This is a genomic window from Flavobacterium pygoscelis, from assembly GCF_023162025.1.
GTDB lineage: Bacteria > Bacteroidota > Bacteroidia > Flavobacteriales > Flavobacteriaceae > Flavobacterium > Flavobacterium pygoscelis.
The window spans coordinates 22,038-40,815 of the sequence record NZ_JALNUB010000002.1; the positions used below are offsets into that span (position 1 = coordinate 22,038).

An 18,778-nucleotide genomic window follows, 5' to 3' on the forward strand; every position below is an offset into this window, starting at 1 on the left:
GCTTAAAAGTAAGAACACCTAATAGTGTCCTTTTAAAGGCTAATCTACCCAATAAATCATAACGTAGGAATAAATAAATTATTTATGTAAATTTTAATTGAAAACACAATAAAAATTTGTCAACCTATTTCAGGACGTTACAAGCTACATTAGTACTTTTAATTATTAACCAAAAAGACCAACTGTTGCATTAAGTTCTTAAATCCACAATTAAATGGAAGCTTAATCATCAGTTAACACACATCAAAGATGATTATGATAAATTTACGGCTCAATAAATAAGTCATAAGAAATGAAAAAATCTTTAATTCTATCAATATCTCTAATGTCTTTATTTAATGCCTGCAACCAAAAGGAAAACAAAGAGAACTCCCAAGAGCAACAAACAGAAGCTACCTCGAAAAAGACAAAAAGATTCGAAAACACAGAAGTAATTACAACTTTCGACATCAACAAAATCCCTGTATCTAAACAAGAAATAGGCACTTTTCCGTATTTGTCTTCACCCGAAGGTTATGTATACAATAATGAAAAGAGTAAAAATTATGAAGAAAAATATTTTTGTTTTAATGATAGCTTACTAACCAAAATAGGTGGAAAATATTTTTTTAGTAAGATTTTAAAAAAAGAGGACAATAAAAATGAGTATGAAAAGTCATTTGTAATAAAAAGTTATGAAAATGCTATTAAAAAATTGGGAGGTATTCAAATTTATGAAGGAGTATATAATAAGAAAGCCCAGAATTTGATTAGCAAAGAAAACCCAGCTTCTTTTGAAGATTTAAACAATGACCTTTCACGAAAAAACATACAATTCTTACTTAAGGTTCCAAGTGGAAACATTTGGTTTGAATTAAGTATTCACGATAGAGACAATGAAATATTTTTTACTGTTATCCAAGAAGAAGGATTTAAACAGACTATTTCGATTCTAAAAGCCGATGAAATTAAAAAGCAATTAGACAAAACAGGAAAAGCAATATTGTATATTAATTTTGACACCGACAAAGCTACCTTAAAAGATGATGGAAACACGGCAGTATCCGAAATTGCGAAAGTAATGCAAAACGATATAAATCTCAAAGTTTCAATTTAAGGACATACCGATAATACGGGCGATGCCAGCCACAACAAAATCCTATCCACTGACCGAGCAAATACAGTATTTAAAAAATTGGTAGCATTAAAAATTAATGCCAAAAGGCTAAAAAGTATTGGCTATGGTGCACAAAAGCCTTTAATAGCGAATGACACAGAAGAAAGCAAAGCAAAAAACAGAAGAGTTGAAATTGTTAAAATATAGTACTGCCACCACCCTGCGTATGTTGATATGGCGGATTTTGTGTTAAATTCAAGTTCAGTTTTTCAATTGAACTTCGGTATAAAGATGAAGTTTTGAACTTCTATTTTCATCACATCGCCAAGCCGAAAACTATTGGTTGCAATTTAACTAGAAAATCACGAATATAATACTAATAGAATATATTAAAAATGCATATAATCAATTCAAAATTAATTATTTGTATAAATTAATAAATCGTGATTTTCTATTAAGTAAAAATTAAAAATTTTTCAATATCCTTTTTATATAGCGGTTGTTTTATTATTTTAAACTTAATTATTAATAATATTTCATATAAATTGATTCCAATTAAATTATTTTACTCTGTAGCAATTTTAATTTTGAACTTACGAGTAATCAAATTAATATTATAAATAATAACTCAAGGGTTTCAAAATCAACGAAAGTAAAATTACTAAAACTAAAACAATATGGAGCTAAAGTCAATAGATTTGATTTTCAGACTTAAAGCCTGCATGTTTATTAGTGCTCAATTATGAAAACATCAATATTTTTATAGCTGTTTTTTGGAAGAATAAAAGCTGAAACAACATAAATGTAATTCAGCTTTTTTAAATAAAATCAATGAGAATTAAATTTTAATACTTTCGCTCCAATCGATATTCTTTTCTGCCCATTCCTTAGCAGAAGTCGTTTTAATTCCTTTTTTAGCATTAAAACTAGTGTTGTAATCCCAAGACACACCTCTTCCCTCTCCAAAAATAGATCTGTACTTGTATACAAAATTTGTTGGGTCATTTTTTAAATCTTTTGCTAATTCATCTAAATCAGAAACAGTACGCTCAAATTTTTGTCCTGACAATGACTCTATAACATCGCCTAATTGTCCGTAAGTAATGGTATCACCAGCGATGTAAACAATACTATTTTCGATTTCTGGTTTTTCAAAAAATATTTCAGCAGTTAACATTCCGATATCATCCGGAGTGGTAACCGTTACTGCAGTATCTAAACTTCCTAGTGCATTCACGACTTTTTTATCGAGATCTACCACACCAAAAAAAGGTTGAAACAAATAACTGGTAAACAATCCTGTTGAAATAACAACCCATTTTGTACCCGTTTGCGCTCTAAGAATTTCCCTTACATCTAACTGTTCATCAAATAAGTCTTGTGCACTTCCACGTCCGATAATTTCAAAATCAACGCCAAATTGCCAAGGAAAATATCGTTTTACTCCAGCTTCCAATACAGCATTGGCTAATTTTATCTGAAATCCACCCGCACCGGCTCCGTATCCTGTACAGGAAACAATAGCATCGTAATTTTTAAAAATAGCTACTAATTCTGATGAAGGGGCTGTAAGATCTGCAGCTAGCAATGTTACCTCCATCGTTTTCAATTCGTCAACATCTTTTTTCTTTTCAACCTCTTCTATATCAATAGTTGATTGGCGAAGCAGCACAGTAATGCTTGTATTATAATTTTTTGCTTTTTTTGCCATATTACGGATTACAGGTAAACCTAGTTCACCAGCTCCCAAAATTAAAACTGATTTATTTTCCATCTCTTTATAAAATTTATTAGTTGGAATACATTATTTTTTTGCAAATTTTATACTTTACAAATAAAATTCCTCAACTTCAAAGGTATCAAAAACAAGATGTTAAGACAATAAGGCACCGAAAAGTGTGTTAGTAACCAATAGGTTAGTATTTTGAATACCAATCTCAAAATTAAAAAGTTTAGATATTAATTAACAGCCGTACTTTATATTTAAAACTTACAATTATAAATATCTGTAATAAAATTCCAGAAAATAACATTCTAGCTATATTAAGTTACCTTTATACCAGAGATAAAATTATTGCGAAAAGTAATACATAAAACAGATGAATAATCAAATGAATGATGATGAAATAGAAATTGCTTGGGGTTCTATTTGTAAAGTTTTGAATAAAGATACTGATGATATTAAGAGTGCTATATTAAATCATGTTGGAAACAAATGGTCACTTTACATTATACACGCTTTAGGAATAGATGGGCGAATGCGATTTTCTAATTTGCAAAAACATATTAATGGAATAAGTCAAAAGATGTTGACAAAATCGCTTCGTGAACTCGAACGCGATGGATTAATTTCAAGAACTTTTTATCCAGAAGTTCCGCCAAGAGTTGAATATGAATTGAATTCTCTAGGACGTGGCTTATTAGTTCTGGTTACTCCGCTTTGGTTTTGGATTGCAAATTCCGTCAACGAATTCAAAGAAGCAAGAGCGAATTACGATAAAACAGAATAATTGTTGAAATAATAAAATTGGAATGGTAAAAAATAATTTGCTAAACACTTGAAACCTTTTTGTCGAGATTGAGGATTTAATGAAATTAAAGTTTTTATTCCTATCTTCGTTTTTGTAATAAATAGTAGGATAAAAATTACCCAAAAGCTAAAAACCTTACTAATTTATGTGAAGTTTAATCTTAAAATGAAAATTAAACACAAAATAAGGAATAATTAAATTCAAAAATTAAATTTATGAGCAAAGTGAAAATACAATGTTTAATTGGTTTATTCTTTTTCCTTTCGAGCTACATATTTTTCTCGCAAATCTCTTTAAATACACAAAAATACGTTGACTGGGCACATTGTTTAATCTAGTTGGAGCTGTATTTTTACTATCTTTTAATTCTATTTTTCCTAGAAATAATATTAGTAAAGTAGCTTCTTTTTTTACATCTTTAGGAGTTATAGCGCATATTGGACTTTGTACAATTGATTTTATTTTATGGAGTTTTGGAGACAACGATACTGCAAGAAATGAGTTAAAACAACATATAAGCAATACTCCTTTAATTTTATATCCTTTTATTATAATTGGACCTTCTTTACTTTTCATAGGACTAGCAACTCATGCTTTAAATTTTATTAAAACAAACACAATTAGCTCACTAATGGTTATTGTAGGTGCGCCACTTGTTGGCATTTCTTTTTTCTTATTAAAAAATGGTAATTTAATGTTAGTAAGTTGTTTTATGTTTACAATAGGATTAGCGCTACTCCTTTTCAGGAAAGGAAATCACAAGGGGCAAATTGAAATTGTCGAAAAAATTGGTCCAAACTAAAAAATAAATATTAAAGCTGAAAATGAAAAATTCCTGATAAAAATTATAATTTCAGATGACTTTTAATGCAAAAAAACCTCAAAATATAGACTTTTAAAAGTACTAGCTTTTGGAATTCTTATGACGTTTTACCCAAATCAGAAAGTAATAAACATCAATTGTAGAAAATGTATTTTTGGTTAAAAAATAGATGGTCGAAAAGCATTTATAACAATAAAGAAATGTGACAATAAAAATTTAAAATATCGCTTAAAAATAAAAACTTCTATTTAAGGCTACTTTAAAAAAAGTGATTACAGTAAAAACAAATAATTATTCCTGTTAGAGTTCAATTATGATTTTAATGTAATTTTAATTTTGAAAATAAGAACATTCTCCAAACAATATTTCATATAAAAAAATAAATGAACGAGCAGAATAATTTGAAAGAACTAGCGAAATTATTTTTAAAAATTGGTATTATTGGTTTTGGAGGTCCCGCAGCACATATTGCCATGATGCAAAATGAAGTAGTTGTTAAAAAAAAGTGGTTAAGCGAACAGCATTTTCTTGACTTAATTGGGGCGACAAACTTAATTCCGGGGCCAAATAGCACTGAAATGGCGATACATATCGGACATGAAAGAGCAGGTTGGAAAGGATTACTTGTTGCCGGATTTTGTTTTATATTTCCTGCGATCATTATTACTTTGCTTTTTGCAGTGTTGTACAAAGAATATGGACAGTTACCTGAAATAAAACCTTTTTTATATGGGATAAAACCTGCTATTATAGCCATTATCCTTTCGGCTATTTTTCCATTGGCAAAAAAATCCTTAAAGACGATTCAATTAACTATTATTGGAGGATTTGTATTGTTTTTTTCATTATTAAAATACAATGAAATAATTTTAATGTTTGGTACTGGAATCGTAGCATTGGTCATTTATCAATTACAAAATAATAAAAATAATAGTGTAAATGCTATTTTACCAATAAGCTTCTTTGAATTTTCAACTACTCATTTAACTCCGATTACTAATTTAAATTTATTCCTGATTTTTATTAAAATAGGTGCGATTTTATACGGAAGTGGTTATGTCCTTTTTGCTTTTCTAGATGCAGAATTGGTAGCTACAGGAATTTTATCACGAACTCAATTGATTGATGCAATTGCTGTGGGACAGTTTACACCTGGTCCAGTATTTTCATCTGTTACTTTTATTGGTTATCAAATTAAAGGCTTCTCTGGTGCGTTACTTTCGACTTTTGCAATATTTTTACCCTCATTTGTTTTTGTAGCTCTTTTAAATCCAATAGTGAAGAAAATGAGAAATTCTAAATTATTTTCAGTCTTTTTGGATGCTGTAAATGTAGCTTCAATAGCAATTATCATTGCTATTTGTTTAGAAATGGGAAAAGAAACAATAGTAGACTGGCGAACAATATTGATTGCTTTAATAAGTATAATAATAACATTTAATTATAGAAATATAAATAGTGCTTTTATAGTTTTAGGAGGTTCTTTGATCGGTTTTCTTTTGACTTTTTTATAAATAGTTTAAAACTTTAAAAAAAATATTTTAAAAGTTATAATTGCGCTATTTTTGAAAACAATAAACTGATAATTCCTACAACTAAATTTTATGGAGCAACCAACAGCAGAGAGAATAAAAGAAATATTTGACCCGTTTTATCCTGCAAATTTAAGTTTATGGACTGAATTTTCTAAATATGTTCAGCCACGTCAGTTTTCGAAAAACGAAATTATCAAACACTTTAATAAAACTGAAAAACATATAAATATTCTTATTTCAGGTTCTGTAGCGCATTTTGTACTTGCAGACGATAAAGAGGTTTGCATTAATTTATATTATGAGAATCAGATTTTTAGTGAATATTTATCCTTTTTATTGCAATCACCAACAATAATCAAAACAGAAGCTTTAGAAGATTCCTTAATTTGGTCTATAAGCCACCAAGATTTAAATTCTTTGTATTTAAAATCGACCAAAGGATTGTTTATTGGAAAGGCAATATCCGATGCGATCTTCATTAGGAAGCAATCAGAACAAATAAATCTACTCACACTTTCACCATCAGAACGCTATTTAAAATTAATTAAAGAGCGCCCAGAAATTTTTCAGCGAACTTCTTTAAAGATAATCGCTTCCTATCTTGGAGTAACCGCAGAAAGTTTAAGTAGAATAAGAAAAAAATTATCTTAATTTTTAATTTCTTACCCAAAGTCAATTTTTTAGAAAAATGGAATTTTTAATTTTGAAATGTAATTAAAACTTTAACTTATGAAAACCAAAATTAACTATTTCGCTATTATCACTTTCTTTACAATCGCCATAAGTTTGCGTTATTTATCTAATAAAACGACAATATTAGACAACGTTAATAGTGAATTTATAAAAGTAATTTTACAGGCTGTTGGTCCAGCCATTGGTGCTATTGTTGCTTTTTTAATTTTTAAAATAAAACCAAAATTAACTCTGAAAGGGAATTATAAAAATCTTATTATTCCTTTTATTTTATACTGGATTTTTCCAATTATTTTGATATTGACAGTAGAATATTTTACAAAAGGAACTTTTTCAATTATTCCTATTTTTGCCATTTTAATATACGGTCTTTTAGAAGAAATCGGTTGGAGAGGATTCCTGCAACACGAGCTAAGATCATTACCAAAACTATTAAATATTATAATTGTTGCCATTTTGTGGTTTATTTGGCACCTAAATTTCGAGATGTCTAGTGGCAATATATTATTTTTTGGGATATTAGTTTTAGCATCTTGGGGAATTGGAAAAGTAGCAGACAGCACACAATCTTTTCTTGCAGTATCGGCTTTTCATTCATTAAATAATTTCTTTCCAGAAATGAACACAACCAAAATAATTATCTTACTAGTTTTAGTTGGTACTTGGGTTATTTTGTTAATCGATAGAAAAAAAAGAAATCAAAAAAAAGAAGCTTCTCTATAAAATTCTATTAGATAGCATCCAAGTATAAATTTCATTTTTTATATTTTCTGATATCATCTTGATTTAAATCAATAGGTTAATTTGTAATTATAACAACTTATAAAACAACAACATATTATTTATTTAAAAAATAACATTGTAAAAAACGTATTATAAAGATTACTTTTTTAGCATTATGATTTTAATAAATTCCTTTTTTATTGTATTTTCGTTAAAATAAATTTAGATTTCCTTTAATGGAATTTTCATTATAATTCCGATTTTTTAAAACTTATTTATAAAATAATAAAAGTACATGAAATTAGCTTCAATCGATAATAACACCAGGGACGGACAATTAGTAGTTGTAAATAAAGAATTGACAAAAGCAGTAAAAGTAACTGAAATTGCAGTGACAATGCAAGCTGCAATTGATAATTGGAACGAAACAGAGTGCAAATTACAAACAGTTTATGAAAATTTAAACGCTGGCAAAATAACTAATAGTTTTGATCTTTCTTCTGTAAGGATACTAGCACCAATTCCTAGAGCCTATCATTGGGCAGATGGAAGCGCTTATGTAACACATGTAGAATTGGTTCGTAAAGCTAGAAATGCCGATTTACCAGAATCATTCTGGACAGATCCGTTAATGTACATGGGTGCGTCTGATGCTTTTATTGGAGCAAATGATGACATAGAGATTGAGAATGAAGATTGGGGAATTGATTTTGAATCAGAAATAGCAGTTATTACCAACGATGTTCCAGCTGGAACTACTGCAGAAAAAGCATTAAGTCACATCAAATTGATTACAATTATTAATGATGTCTCTTTAAGAAATTTAATTCCAAATGAACTCTCAAAGCAATTTGGATTTTATCAATCTAAACCATGGACATCATTTGCTCCTGTAGTAGTTACGCCTGATGAACTTGGAGATTTTTGGACAAAAGGAAAGTTGCATTTACCTCTATATTCTACATTAAACGGAAAATGTATTGGTTCTCCAAATGCAGGAATTGACATGACATTTGATTTCGGTCAATTAATTGCGCATGCTGCAAAAACTCGTTCCTTAATGGCGGGAACTGTAATTGGCTCGGGAACTGTGGCCAATGAAGGAAGTATAAATGGTTCTAGTTGTTTAGCCGAAGTAAGATGCTTAGAAATTATAAAAGAGGGACAAGCTATTACTCCATTTATGCGTTTTGGAGATCAAATTGAAATTGAAATGAAAGACGAAGAAGGAAATTCTATTTTTGGAAAAATAAATCAAAAAGTAAAAAAATACATTAAAAAATAATTAAAATTCAATTTCATAAATCCAATACAATACATTTAAGGTTATTATCGATAGACCTAATATTTAAAATTAGTAAATAAATAATTGATAAATTAATTAAAGAAATTTAATGAAAATAAAAATTAGTTTTTTAACCCTAATGCTGCTCTTATGTTTTAGTATTCAAGGCCAAACAGAAAAAAAATTAAGCAGACCTGAAAAAGATTTCGAAAAATTTTGGATCACTTTCAAAGACAATTATGCTTTTTTTAAATTAAAAGGAGTTGATTGGGATGAAACCTATAAAATATTTAGACTACAAGTTAACCGCAAGACCAAGGAAAAGGAATTAATACAATTATTTAGCGAAATGGTTGCTCCATTAAAAGATGGTCATATATCAATCTCCAAAAAAGATCAGATAGTATATAAAGTAAAGAAACCTTCGGTGTTTAAAGAAGAATTTAAAGGTCATGAAAAAGAGCTTTGGGAAACTAGTTTTAAAACGCTAGAAAAAAAGGGCTTTTCGGAAATTAAAGGAATCGGACCTATTGTAAATAATGAACATTTGTACTATGTGTCGCAAAATTCGGACATAGGATTTGTTAGAATTTCACGCTGTTTTGGATCTCTTGAAAGTATTTATGATGATAAAAAAGAGATTGAAGACACCCAATTGATGCTATCCTTATTTGATAGTATTTTAAATTCATTTTCTAAAACTAAAGGAATTATTATAGACATTAGAGCAAATGGTGGTGGTCATGGCGGTTTGGAACTCGCTACTCGCTTGGCGAATGAAAAGAAAATAACCCACTACAAAGCAGTACGAATAAAAGGTAATTATGATGCAATAAGTACATTAGAACCTATTTATATAACACCTAACCAGGGAGTGAATTATGCAAATCCTGTAGTAATTTTAACTAATGATAAAACAGCTAGTTCAGCCGAAGATTTTACCATTGCTCTCTATCAGCAAAAAAACGTAACTACGCTGGGAACAAATACAGCAGGAATGCTATCCGATATGCTTAGCACTGATTTGTATCATAAAATTTCTTTCACTCTTTCCAATCAAATTTATTATTCTATTGATAAAATACCTTTAGAGGGAATTGGAGTTCCTGCAAAAATTGAACTGAAAAATTCAAAAAAAGATATCGATAATGGAATTGATCCTTTGATAATAAAAGCAATTGAAATATTAAATTAAATCTCATTCTTAATAAATAAATTTTGAATACTAATTAATATAAATTATTGATTTTTAATCATTTTTTTGATCTTATAAAAGTTTAAATAAACCATAATGAAATATATTAAACCAATTATTATATTAGTTCTATTCTCTTTTTTTGGTTGTAAAGACAATGAAAAGTCTGATAATTCAAACCAAATTGAGGAAAATGATTTAGAAAAAATAACCGATGTTGCTGAACTTGAAAAACTAACACGCGATCTTTACAAATGGATAGAAACTGAAAGTTCTATTGAAGATTTTGTTCCTTTACAAAAAGAAAAAACCGACACTATTTACACCAAATTAAATCTAGAACTTAATGAAAAAAGAGTAATTGAATTGATAAATACTAATTTCTTTACGAAGGGTTTTATTGAAAATTATAAAAAAATTGTACTTACAATTGATCAAAAAATGAGCAATAAAACACTTGTTTATTATATAGGTGATCTTCCACCCTATGGTAATGATGCTAATCCTTGGTGCAATTGTCAAGATAATCCAGAAGATTATTGGGGAAAAATATCATTAAAAAATGTAAAAATTATTAATAATAAAGCAACTTATAAATGGACTTGGGGAAATCAATTTGAATACAAGGTAGAAGCAGAAAAAGAAAAAGGAGTTTGGAAAATTTCCTATTTGCAAGGATTTGACTTTAAACAATTTATACCAAAAGAATAATTTTATAAAAAATAAAAATTAAGTATATTACTCTAAAACCATAATTATATATAGCCTTTATATCAATTTTATAGTATAAGAAAATAAAGATTTTAATTCTGAATTTCATTAATTATAGTAGTAATTTACCTTTTATAAAAAACCTCTTGAAATTAATTTAAAAGAGGTTTTTATCTATATTACTTTCCCTAAAAAAAAATTCCATCTTTATAAAACCATTTTTCATCTTCGTAAATAAATGTAGACAGTTCGTGATGCGTTTGTTTTTTAAGATGACTATCTAAAAAATAAGCTTTAAATTCGACTGTCTTTTCAGTGCTTTTTATAATTTCTAATTTTAACCACTTGTTCGTTGTTGCCCAATGTAATATCTCAGATTTAGTATAGAAAGCTCTTTGAGAAATATGAGTAGTTAACATCAAATAATTGGCGTCATGAATAACATAAGCCACATATCGAGAACGCATTAATTCCGCTGCCGTTTTTGCTTTTGTAATTCCATGAATAATTGGTTCACAACAATCCTCAAATTTTTTTGAAGAACCACAATAACATAAAACTAAATTCATAGAAAGTTGAAAAATTAATTTAAACTTGTTGTTTGACCATTTAGACCAACAATCTTTTGGTGCAATTGATTAAGTAATACTTGATACCTACTTATTTCCATAAGTTCATCGTCTTCTTCAGCAAAATCTAATAACTCATCTAATTCTTCACTAACTTCAACTAGTTTATTTCCAGCTTCTTTTGCGTTTTTTTCTGCAATAAAATCAATGATACTCTGTACCCCATTTTTTATTTCATTAAACTTACTTTTTTCCATGAGTTTTATTTTTAACTATTTTCAGAAGACTTTTGTTCATTAAATTTTTTAGCAATTTCTTTTAGCTTTTCTTTCCTAAGTATCTCTGCTTGTTTTACTTTATCTTGCGCTTTATGCAATTTATCGTTGTGTTTTTTTATATTTCTATCGTTATTTCTACCCATTGTTCGATTTATTAAATTATAAACTCAGTTATTGTACTGAAATTTTTGGGCAAAGTTCGGCTTAATTATTAAATTTAAATTGGTTTTAATTTGATAAATTTTATTTTTTTTATTCTGTTGCAGTTATTTATGTTAACTTTAAAGAAATAAAGCAGTAAAATAATTATTGTTTTACTAAATGATTAGAAAAGAAGCAAAATAATTATAAATGATATTTTTATTTATTGTATTTTTTTTTATATTTATTTTTTTAACTAAATGTTGAAGTTTCCTAAATCCTACTGCTGCTAAATGGAATACCAAAAAAAACACAACATATTCATCAGATGGTTCTTTGACAGACCAAAAACTACAGGCATTATTACGTTCTTATTTTTGAGTTATATAGTTAGTTTTATTGTATTTCAGCAGTATAAAATAACCAAAGAGGATGATCAACGAGAAATGAATACAATTCTTCATGTTATTCGTCAAAATATAGAACAATCATTAAAAAACTGCTACACTGCAACTTTAACACTGGCGCTAACTATTGATGACCATGGTATTCCTAAGGATTTTGATTCTATAGGAAAATCATTAATTCGATCTAATTCTAATATCAGTACGGTACAATTGGTGCCAAAAGGAATTATAAAATACACTTATCCTATTAAAGGAAATGAGAGTGTAATGAATCTGAATATCTTAAAAGATCCTTATCTAAAAAAAGAGGCTTTAAAATCGATTCAAACTCAGAAAATGTATTTTGCAGGACCTCTAAAGTTAAAACAAGGAGGAATTGGAATTGTAGGAAGATTGCCTATTTTTGAGAACAACAAATTTTGGGGATTTTCAGCTGTGATAATAAAATTAGAGACGCTCTTAAAATCAGCAGGAGTTGATGGTATTGATAATTCTAAATATTACTTTCAATTTTCTAAATATAATACTGTTAACCAAAAAGAAACATTTTACCTTCCAAATGTAAGTGATTTTTCCAATCATTTCAATATTTCCTTAAAAATACCAGATGGCGATTGGAAATTATATATTATATCCAAAAAGCAGAATTACTTTCAGTACCAAATAATTATTCCAGGTATCATTGGATTTTTTTTAGCGGCGTTATTTGCATTTTTAATATTTAAATTATTAAGAGTTCCCCAAGAATTACAATCTTTAGTAAGTTTACAAGCCAATAAATTACTTAATTCTGAAATAAAATTTGAAGCTATTTTTGATCAAGCAGCGATAGGAATAGCTCACATTGACTCGTTTACAGGTAGATTTATCCAAGTAAATAATCAATATTGTCAATTATTAGGATATACGCAAAAAGAGATTAAGGAATTAAATTATCAAACATTGACTCATCCTGATGATTTGAGTGAAGATTTGATAAATATTGATAAACTTAGAGAAGGTATAACTAATAATTATGCAATAGAGAAGCGCTACATTACGAAATCAGGAAATATAATTTGGATTAATCTCACTGTTTCGCCACTTTTAAAGAAAGAAGGTAAAGTAATTAGCCATATTGCAATTATAGAAAATATTTCGTTAAAGAAGGAAGCAGAAGAATTAATTAAAAAAAGTGAAATCCGTTTTAAAAGTTTATTTGAAGAATACCCAATTGCTTTATGGGAAAAAGATTTCTCTGAAGTAAAAAACTATCTTGAAAAATTAAATCTTATTGGTGAAAATCCCGAAACCGTATTTTATTATTTGCAGGAACATCCAGAAGTGGTTAAAAAATGCATTTCATTAGTAAAAATCATTGATGTAAATTCGATGTGCTTAGAACTACATGACGTTAAAACAAAAGATGAGCTAACACAAGGCCTTACAAGTCTTATAGATAAAAAATATATCTTTGATTTTAAAAAGCAAATTTTTGCCATAACACAAGGGGAAAATCAATTAATAACAGACACATTAATAAAAACATCAAAAGGAGAACTACGAGATGTAAAATTAAGATGGAGTGTAATTCGTGGTTATGAGGAATCTTTGGCCAGAACGATTGTTTCTACAGAAGATATTACGGTTCAGAAATACAACGAAAATATTATTCAAAAAGCACAACAAAGAATTGAATCATTAATTAACACAATTGATGGAATTGTCTGGGAATTTGACCTTAAAAGTGCTACGTATAATTTTGTAAGTCAAAAAGTAAAAAATCTGTTAGGATATATGCCTGAGGAATGGATTAATAATAAATCTTTTTGGCCTGATCACATACATCCCGATGATAAAGAATGGGTATTGAATTATATAAAAATACAAACAGATGCTAATTTAAATCATGATTTCGAATATAGAATGATTGCCAAAGATGGCTCTATAGTTTGGTTAAGAGACATTGTTCATATTGTTTTTGAAAATGGTAAACCTGCTAGTTTACGCGGTATTATGATTGACGTAACTAAAACAAAAGAAGCAGAAAAAGATTTAAATGCTTCGTTTGATTTAGTTTTAGAACAAAATAAAAGGTTGCTAAATTTTTCTTATATTATTTCGCATAATTTAAGATCACATACCAGCAATATTTCATCTATCGTTTCTTTGATGGAATCATCAGAGTCTGAAAAAGAAAGAAATGACATGATGACATTACTCAAAACAGTATCCTGTTCGCTTGACGAAACCATGTTGCATCTCAACGAAGTAATAAACATTAGAACCAACATTAGTTTAGTATCGGAACCATTGAATTTACAAGATTATATTAATAGAGTTACTACTATATTATCAAAGCAAATTTCAAGTAATGAAGTTATTATTAAAACTAACATTCCTGAAAATACTTTAATCAATTATAATCCTGCTTATTTAGAGAGCATCTTGTACAATATTATTTCAAACTCCATTCGGTACAAACATCCTAATCGAAAACCTATTATTGTTATTAGTTTACTAATGGAAAATAATATAAAAATACTAGAAATTTCGGATAACGGAATAGGAATTGATCTTGATAAAAATGGCGATAAAGTTTTTGGGATGTATAAAACCTTTACTGATAATTTAGATTCAAAAGGGATTGGATTATTCATCACAAAAAATCAAGTGGATGCAATGGGAGGAACAATTACTGTAGAAAGTAAACTAAACATAGGAAGTACATTTAAAATTTATATTCAATGACAAAAAAATCAATTTGGGTAATTGACGATGATGTTATTTACCAAATTATTATCAACAAGATAATTCAACGATCAGAGATGTTTTCGAGTACTTCTTCCTTTAAAAATGGAAAAGAAGCAATTGATAGTTTAAATAATTCACTAAAAAATAATTCTGATTTACCCGATATAATATTATTAGACATAAACATGCCTATAATGGATGGGTGGGAATTTATGGAAGAAATGGGATTAATTAAACCAAAACTAAAAAAAGATATTATTGTTTACATTGTAAGCTCTTCTATAGCTATTGAAGATAAAAACAGGTCCAAAACCTATGCAAACATCTTGGGATACTTATCTAAACCTGTAACAGTAAACGACTTAGTCCTAATTGCATCCAGTGATTAAAAGTTCGAACTAATAGTATTTTTTTAGCTGAACTGTTTTTTTATTTCTTCTAAAGTCTTATTGGTATATATTAGATCATTAATGATTTTTTGTCTTAAAAGATCAATATCATCACAATCAAAATACTTGGCCCAAGAAGTTAAATTTAATAGATTACGAACTTGTTTAATTCGTTTTGTAGTATCAGAACTAGTTCTTAAAATAGCTTTATTATTGTAACTAGGATTATTTTTATGTTGATAATTTGCCATTTTTTTTACAAAATTCACTTCTAAATAATACAGTTCATCGATAGCATTATCAGGATAAAAATGATCCCAAGAAGCATATCCTAATTTAAATTTTGATTCCGTTTCTGGTTCTAAAGGCTCTAAACGCCATTTACTATTTGCCAGTCTTCCCCAATGATTAGACAAACGAAACATACCAGATTTAGTGTAATAATACGTACTTCCAGACTTACTGTTATACTGTATTTTTAAATGATTAATGGCATCCAAAGGCATTTCATCAAATACACAAAAAGTATTCTTAAACGAATTAGGACTTGGGCGAAAATCTTTTTCCATGTTACAAAGGTAATCAGAAAGAGTAAATCATAGTTAGACAAACAATATTTCATTAACTTTGCCACCAAGAATTATTTTAAACAAATTGATTATGACTAAAGCTTCTGAAGAAAGAATGTTGCAAAAAGGGGTTTACACCGGAATAATGGAAAAAGATGAAAACAACAACTTTTTTTGTGGTGAATATCTATTAGACTATAGAATGGCTACCAAATATGCTGTTGGAGAATGGATTACAATAAAATCTATCATTGAAAATCCAAGTGACATCAGTTATAATAAATATCCAAAGAAATCAAAAAATTTCGATAAAGCGAATAATAAGCCGCAACAATAAGTTTTATTTATTTTCTTACTTTTAAAATCTTGTAAAATAGACTTTTTTATTAAAAATTATTTGGCATAAACCAAAAAATTAAAAAAAAGTGTACCTTTGCAAAAAATTTGTCGATTTTGAAATCAAATTATATTGATTTTATAGTAAAAGACAAGTAGTTACCTTATTTATGAAAAAAATAGTTGAATACCGCAAACTGCTTAATGTAGACAAAACTGCAGAGCTTAAAGATTTGAAAACCATTTATCGCAATGCGATGAAAGAAGCACATCCTGATAAATTTCAGGGAGATGAAGCTGGATTAAAAGCAGCAGAAGAAAACAGTAAAAAAATTATTGAAGCCTACCACTTTTTAGTAAGCATCAATCCAGAAACTACAAAACTGAACTTACCTGAATATACTGAAACTATATCAACTTCAACTATTTCAGATTATAAGTTTGTTGAAGGTAGATTAATCATTAATTTTTCAAATGGTAGTGTTTATGAATACATTAGTGTTCCTAAAGCAACCTATGTAAAAATGGTTAATGCTGATTCTCCTGGAAGATTTGCAAAAAGACACATTTTAAATTCTTTTACTTGGAGAAAAACAATCAATCAAGATTAATTCTCTCTTAAAAGTATAAAAATAGTAAAGCATCCTTATCGGGATGCTTTTTTTTATGTTTAAAATTTACAGATTTAAATTAGTTATAAAAATAGTATCTAAATTAATTCTACTACCCTACTCTAACTTTCTAAAACTAAATATGAATTGATGTTATTCAATGAATTACACAAACATTTAACAACTTTAAAAAATCTAATTGCAGAATAATGTAAAACCCTAAAAAAAAATACTAACTCATAATAAATTATAACAAAATTTTAGGCTCAAAAATCATTTGAATTTTGATAAATTTAAATACTTTTGCACACTTAACTCAATTAACTAATTAATAATGAAAAAAATAATTTTATTGCTTTCGGCAGCTGTAGTTTTAATCGCTTGTAGCAAAGTTGGTAAAGACGAATACATCATTACAGGAACTGCAACAGGAATTGAAAATGGTAAAACAATCATCTTAGAAACACAAGATGAAAGCGGTATGGGATTACTAGCTAAAGATACTGTAAAAGTTGAAAATGGTAAATTTGAAATGAAAGGTAAAATTACTGAGCCTGCATTTTACATGATTCAATTAGAAGGTGCTCAAGCAAAAATTCCTTTGATACTTGAAAATGGTGAGGTAAAAATCACAATTGACAAAGATAGTATTCAAAAATCTAAAGTTACCGGTACCTATAATAATGATGAGTATACTTCATTTGTTGCCGAAACTACTAAGATCCAAAAGAAATTAATGGATTTTCAAAATAAAAACATGCAAGCTATGAATGCTGCTCAACAATCTAAAGATACTGTGGTAATCAATGGTTTGATGAAAGAATTCAATAAACTGCAAGAAGAAGTGAGTGTTACTTCAAAAGCTAAATATGTAACTTATGCTGAAACGCATCCAAAATCTTTTATTTCTGCTTTGATTATTCAAGGAATGTTAAATGATCCAACAGCAGATGTTGCAAAATCTGAAAAATTATACAATAGTTTAGAAGAGTCATTGAAAAATACTAAACCAGGAAAAGCAATAAAAGCTAAATTAACTGAACTAAAAACACCTACAGGTGTTGGAGCATCTGCACCAACAACTGACGGTAAATGAAGAGCAGATTTTTCAGCTCCTAATCCAGAAGGTAAAGTAATTTCACTTAAGGAAAGTTTAGGGAAAGTAACAATAGTAGATTTTTGGGCATCTTGGTGTGGACCATGTCGTCAAGAAAACCCAAACGTTGTTGCAATTTACAAAGAATTGCATGCTAAAGGTCTTAACATTATTGGAGTATCATTAGATAAAGATGCTGCCAAATGGAAAGAAGCTATCGCTAAAGATGGATTAACTTGGACACAAGTTTCTAATCTAAAATTTTGGGATGAACCAATAGCAAAACAATATCATGTAGAATCTATTCCTGCTACTTTTATTCTTGATGCATCAGGACATGTAGTAGCAAAAGATTTAAGAGGTGATGAATTAAGAGCAAAAATAATCGAACTTTTAGCGAAATAAAAGCTCCATTTAATACAAAAATAAAAAATCTCCCTAGTGGAGATTTTTTTATTTTATTCAATACCAATACGTTAAAAATAATAGTAAAATTAAGTGTAAAATAAGTTTGCAGAAACAAAAACTGTTTCTATATTTGCACCGCTAACAACAAGCAATTGTTGTACTCAAAGGCTTAGGGGAGATACTCAAGCGGCCAACGAGGGCAGACTGTAAATCTGCTGACTACGTCTTCGTAGGTTCGAATCCTACTCTCCCCACAAAATTTATCTAGCCTAAAAATCTTTTGATTTTTAGGCTTTTTTGTTTTTGTACTTTTCTGAGCTTTTATAAAATGTTGAAAATTTTGGATTTTACCGAAAATGGATCAATAACAAAAGTTGGGGATTAAGCAAATAACTTAGTTAATCTAAAAAGAAAGAAGTCAAGGATCATAACGAAAACCTATGGAGTAGTAAAAATTAGGCATAAATATTCGTTAGCCTAAAAAGGAAAAACTCAATGTTTCTCACGCCTCTAAATTGAGATCTAAAAGCTTTAATTTTAGCATTTAAAGATTCCGCTGAAGCATTGGTACTTCTGTTATCAAAATAGTTTACAATTGTTTGATAGTGATTCTGTATTGATCTAGATATTGTATCAAATTATTTAAACT

Annotated in this window: 20 protein-coding genes, 1 tRNA gene and 2 pseudogenes; 17 read left to right on the forward strand and 6 right to left on the reverse strand. The window is 28.3% G+C overall.

Annotated features, from left to right (window positions below; translation table 11 throughout):
- Positions 1-292: 292 nt before the first annotated feature.
- Both MW871_RS02345 and MW871_RS16390 read left to right on the forward strand, forming a co-directional pair.
- A complete protein-coding gene (locus tag MW871_RS02345) occupies positions 293-1,096 on the forward strand; it encodes a hypothetical protein (RefSeq protein WP_248427417.1) in 804 nt (267 codons plus the stop codon).
- 12 nt (positions 1,097-1,108) lie between these two features.
- A pseudogene (locus MW871_RS16390) lies at positions 1,109-1,303 on the forward strand (OmpA family protein); the annotation flags it as partial.
- Positions 1,304-1,934: 631 nt separating this feature from the next.
- Here MW871_RS16390 and MW871_RS02350 read toward each other — a convergent pair.
- Positions 1,935-2,870 carry an aromatic alcohol reductase gene (locus tag MW871_RS02350; protein WP_188050558.1) on the reverse strand — a complete coding sequence of 312 codons (936 nt, stop codon included), beginning with the start codon at positions 2,868-2,870 and terminating at the stop codon, positions 1,935-1,937.
- A 325-nt stretch (positions 2,871-3,195) separates the two neighbouring features.
- On the opposite strand from MW871_RS02350, the gene MW871_RS02355 reads away from it, so the two are divergent.
- The 8 genes from MW871_RS02355 to MW871_RS02390 all read left to right on the forward strand — a co-directional run bounded on the left by MW871_RS02355 (position 3,196) and on the right by MW871_RS02390 (position 10,592).
- Entirely contained in the window at positions 3,196-3,606 is a 411-nt protein-coding gene (locus tag MW871_RS02355) for a winged helix-turn-helix transcriptional regulator (protein ID WP_188050557.1), read from the forward strand.
- A 346-nt stretch (positions 3,607-3,952) separates the two neighbouring features.
- The gene (locus tag MW871_RS02360) at positions 3,953-4,429 is read left to right on the forward strand and encodes a hypothetical protein (RefSeq protein ID WP_248427418.1); all 477 of its coding nucleotides are present in this window, start codon (positions 3,953-3,955) and stop codon (positions 4,427-4,429) included.
- Positions 4,430-4,833: 404 nt separating this feature from the next.
- Positions 4,834-5,964 carry a chromate efflux transporter gene (chrA, locus tag MW871_RS02365; protein ID WP_248427419.1) on the forward strand — a complete coding sequence of 377 codons (1,131 nt, stop codon included), beginning with the start codon at positions 4,834-4,836 and terminating at the stop codon, positions 5,962-5,964.
- A 90-nt stretch (positions 5,965-6,054) separates the two neighbouring features.
- Positions 6,055-6,636 (forward strand): Crp/Fnr family transcriptional regulator, encoded by a 582-nt coding sequence (locus tag MW871_RS02370; RefSeq protein ID WP_248427420.1) that lies wholly within the window; start codon positions 6,055-6,057, stop codon positions 6,634-6,636.
- Positions 6,637-6,714: 78 nt separating this feature from the next.
- Positions 6,715-7,401: a CPBP family intramembrane glutamic endopeptidase gene (locus MW871_RS02375; protein ID WP_248427421.1), complete on the forward strand. Its 687-nt coding sequence runs from the start codon at positions 6,715-6,717 to the stop codon at positions 7,399-7,401.
- Between the two features lie 295 nt (positions 7,402-7,696).
- Entirely contained in the window at positions 7,697-8,686 is a 990-nt protein-coding gene (locus MW871_RS02380) for a fumarylacetoacetate hydrolase family protein (protein WP_248427422.1), read from the forward strand.
- 109 nt (positions 8,687-8,795) lie between these two features.
- On the forward strand, positions 8,796-9,881 hold the full coding sequence (locus tag MW871_RS02385) for a S41 family peptidase (RefSeq protein ID WP_248427423.1): 1,086 nt from the start codon (positions 8,796-8,798) through the stop codon (positions 9,879-9,881).
- Positions 9,882-9,977: 96 nt separating this feature from the next.
- Complete coding sequence (locus MW871_RS02390) at positions 9,978-10,592, forward strand: hypothetical protein (protein WP_248427424.1); 615 nt, start codon at positions 9,978-9,980, stop codon at positions 10,590-10,592.
- Positions 10,593-10,780: 188 nt separating this feature from the next.
- Here MW871_RS02390 and MW871_RS02395 read toward each other — a convergent pair whose 3' ends face one another.
- The 3 genes from MW871_RS02395 to MW871_RS02405 are packed head-to-tail and all read right to left on the reverse strand — an operon-like array spanning position 10,781 to position 11,582.
- A complete protein-coding gene (locus MW871_RS02395; protein WP_248427425.1) occupies positions 10,781-11,161 on the reverse strand; it encodes a YchJ family protein in 381 nt (126 codons plus the stop codon).
- A gap of 14 nt (positions 11,162-11,175) precedes the next feature.
- Complete coding sequence (locus MW871_RS02400; protein WP_188050548.1) at positions 11,176-11,418, reverse strand: hypothetical protein; 243 nt, start codon at positions 11,416-11,418, stop codon at positions 11,176-11,178.
- An 11-nt stretch (positions 11,419-11,429) separates the two neighbouring features.
- Complete coding sequence (locus MW871_RS02405; RefSeq protein WP_188050547.1) at positions 11,430-11,582, reverse strand: hypothetical protein; 153 nt, start codon at positions 11,580-11,582, stop codon at positions 11,430-11,432.
- 291 nt (positions 11,583-11,873) lie between these two features.
- Here MW871_RS02405 and MW871_RS02410 point away from each other — a divergent pair, with 291 nt between their 5' ends.
- The gene (locus MW871_RS02410) at positions 11,874-14,717 is read left to right on the forward strand and encodes a PAS domain S-box protein (protein WP_248427426.1); all 2,844 of its coding nucleotides are present in this window, start codon (positions 11,874-11,876) and stop codon (positions 14,715-14,717) included.
- Positions 14,714-15,109, forward strand: coding sequence for a response regulator (locus MW871_RS02415; RefSeq protein ID WP_210646399.1), 396 nt, complete (start codon positions 14,714-14,716; stop codon positions 15,107-15,109). Before MW871_RS02410 ends, MW871_RS02415 begins: the two co-directional genes overlap by 4 nt.
- Positions 15,110-15,132: 23 nt before the next feature.
- Here MW871_RS02415 and MW871_RS02420 read toward each other — a convergent pair whose 3' ends face one another.
- A complete protein-coding gene (locus tag MW871_RS02420; protein ID WP_248427427.1) occupies positions 15,133-15,678 on the reverse strand; it encodes a hypothetical protein in 546 nt (181 codons plus the stop codon).
- 91 nt (positions 15,679-15,769) lie between these two features.
- On the opposite strand from MW871_RS02420, the gene MW871_RS02425 reads away from it, so the two are divergent.
- From MW871_RS02425 to MW871_RS02445, 5 genes and pseudogenes are all read left to right on the forward strand, one after another.
- The gene (locus MW871_RS02425) at positions 15,770-16,015 is read left to right on the forward strand and encodes a hypothetical protein (RefSeq protein WP_188050543.1); all 246 of its coding nucleotides are present in this window, start codon (positions 15,770-15,772) and stop codon (positions 16,013-16,015) included.
- Positions 16,016-16,184: 169 nt separating this feature from the next.
- Entirely contained in the window at positions 16,185-16,625 is a 441-nt protein-coding gene (locus tag MW871_RS02430; protein ID WP_188050542.1) for a KTSC domain-containing protein, read from the forward strand.
- Positions 16,626-16,959: 334 nt separating this feature from the next.
- Positions 16,960-17,721 (forward strand): DUF4369 domain-containing protein, encoded by a 762-nt coding sequence (locus tag MW871_RS02435; protein WP_248427428.1) that lies wholly within the window; start codon positions 16,960-16,962, stop codon positions 17,719-17,721.
- A gap of 18 nt (positions 17,722-17,739) precedes the next feature.
- A pseudogene (locus MW871_RS02440) lies at positions 17,740-18,126 on the forward strand (peroxiredoxin family protein); the annotation flags it as partial.
- A gap of 175 nt (positions 18,127-18,301) precedes the next feature.
- Positions 18,302-18,383: transfer RNA gene (locus MW871_RS02445), tRNA-Tyr, on the forward strand.
- Between the two features lie 201 nt (positions 18,384-18,584).
- On the opposite strand, the gene MW871_RS02450 is transcribed toward MW871_RS02445, so the two are convergent.
- A complete protein-coding gene (locus MW871_RS02450; protein ID WP_345799446.1) occupies positions 18,585-18,758 on the reverse strand; it encodes a transposase in 174 nt (57 codons plus the stop codon).
- Positions 18,759-18,778 lie beyond the last annotated feature (20 nt).